This is a genomic window from Photobacterium sp. BZF1, assembly GCF_014349205.1.
Taxonomy (GTDB): domain Bacteria; phylum Pseudomonadota; class Gammaproteobacteria; order Enterobacterales; family Vibrionaceae; genus Photobacterium.
The window spans coordinates 1-2,040 of sequence record NZ_JACSOF010000286.1 but is presented as its reverse complement, the minus strand read 5'-3'; the positions used below and the strand labels follow the sequence as shown (position 1 = coordinate 2,040).

The following is a 2,040-nucleotide window of genomic DNA, read 5'->3' as shown; positions in this document are numbered from 1 at the left end:
TATTAACGGTCATCTGTGTTACAGCTTCAATTAGCATTAAGTTGCAAGAGAGTAAGCCATTATCTGAGTAATAATGGCTACATAAAGTATCTCACCCGACAACATTGAACTGTTTACTGGCTGTCCTGTTCTTTCATGAACAACATCAGGCTGTCGATATCGGTGTCGCTGAGTTGAAAGTTTGGCATGCGAACTCCGTTGTATTGCTTCAGCATTGCGATAGCAACAGGGTCTTCTTCTAACATGGTGTCTGTTTCTTTAAGCCAGCGACGCAGCCATGCTTCTTTGCGACGTTCTGTCACGCCTGATAAATTCGGGCCAAGCATTTCATCGCTGTCGGAATATGAGTGGCACGTTGCGCATCGAGTGCGATAGAGATATTTGCCATGGGATTCTTCATCCAGCTTTGGTGCTTGGTCGTATGAGGCGAGTTGTTGGCTATCTGGTGACTGCCAATTATGCAACCAATCACCAATCATAGCGGCGAGAACAGCGGTATCTTCATAAGGCGAGCGTTTCATCCAGCGTCCAGTGGCTTCATTGCCGATTATTAGGCTCAAATTGTGATCAAGTTGACCATCGTCGGAGATGACCAAATCATCGATTGATAACCCCAGCTTGGTTCTGAGCTCATCAATTTCGTCTTTCTTGCCTGTTAGAAAAAGCCAGCCAGGGCCAATTTGATATTGTTTCGCATACTCATTGAGCCTATCAGGCGTGTCGTATTCAGGATCGATGGATATAGAATAAAAGAAGATGTCTTTGCCGACTCGATCCCCTAGTTTTCGCTGCAGGGCAACAAGCCTTGCTGTTTCCATTGGGCACATATTTTGACATCGGGTAAAGATGAAATTAATGAGAACAACTTTGTCTCTGAGTAGGTCATTATAGAAATTAACTTTGGTGTTGTTGTGTGTCGTGAGTTCAGTATTAGGGAAGTAGTTTTCACGCCATTTGGCGGTAAAGGCTGGGGAGCTATTTAACAGAAGTATAAAACCACAGATTACCAAAATTGGCAGTGATTTATTTATTTTCATTATCATATCTCCTTGGTGGCATCAGTCATTGATGCCACCTGTTAAACGTTTTTCGTCAATCTGAATTAATCGTCGTTAAAGTCTTCTTTTGCATCTTCATCGCCGGTTTTATAGGTGGGAAGAGTGAAAGAATCGACATACTTTACGCCCTCCCAACTCGGCATAGGGCTGCGTATAGGTATGGCTTGATTCGGGTTCTCAATATCCCAGCGAAGTAGCTGTGCATGATCTTCATGTTGGGTGTTATGGCAATGCTTCACGTAACTGCCCATAAACTCCCGGAAACGTATTGCGATGGTGATTTCCCGACTGCTGTTGACCTCGTCACCTAGCCGATAAATATCTTTTCTTGCCCAGCGTTCCCATTCTGGTGGTTTTTCACCGTCCTTACTGAGGATCTGACCTTCTTCAAAATGGACATGGATAGGGTGGCTCCAGCCGCCGCCAGTTTTGAAATGCCAGATTTCTACAGCGCCGACTGTCGGTGCCGCAGATACCCGGCGAGGATCAGCCGTGAGGCCCTGGCCACCATCGGTTTTTATAGTCCAAGGTGAGGTATCGGTTCCGCTGCTGCGACCGAAGTCAAATGTTCGGTGCGTGGCATTGGCTAACTCTTTTTTGCTGAACTTAGGCAAAGGGATCATTTTCTTTTTCCCTTTGACATAGTCGGCTGGGTTCATGCTGAGATCTTTGCCTTCGTATTCATGAACCCTGACTTCAAGGAACTTACCTACGGCTGGGTCACAAGTGTTACCTCGTTCAAATGGGTCATTGAATGCCTTTTTGCGACCAAGTGTGCCTTCGGGTTCTCGGCCGTCTTTGTGCTCCATCAAGTTAACGAAATAGATCTTGGTATCTTTTTCAAATTGGCTGAAGTCGATAATGATGTCGTAACGCTCTGCAATTGCTTGGGTAGGAAGTACACCATTTGCAAAGTACACACTGTGCTCCATGATGTTGCCATCGTTGGCGATCATATATAGGGGAACGGGCTCTCTATCCT

The 2,040-nt window shown here is 45.6% G+C and carries 2 protein-coding genes; both read right to left on the bottom strand.

Annotated features, from left to right (window positions below):
- Positions 1-113: 113 nt before the first annotated feature.
- Positions 114-1,037: an SCO family protein gene (locus tag BIZ37_RS29975; RefSeq protein ID WP_187464650.1), complete on the bottom strand. Its 924-nt coding sequence runs from the start codon at positions 1,035-1,037 to the stop codon at positions 114-116.
- A gap of 65 nt (positions 1,038-1,102) precedes the next feature.
- The coding region (locus BIZ37_RS29970; protein WP_187464649.1) for a multicopper oxidase domain-containing protein at positions 1,103-2,040 on the bottom strand (938 nt) is incomplete at its 5' end.

Bases quoted from the DNA above. Each gene is read 5' to 3' on its own strand.
- BIZ37_RS29975 (WP_187464650.1), bottom strand. From the start codon at position 1,037: ATGAAAATAAATAAATCACTGCCAATTTTGGTAATCTGTGGTTTTATA.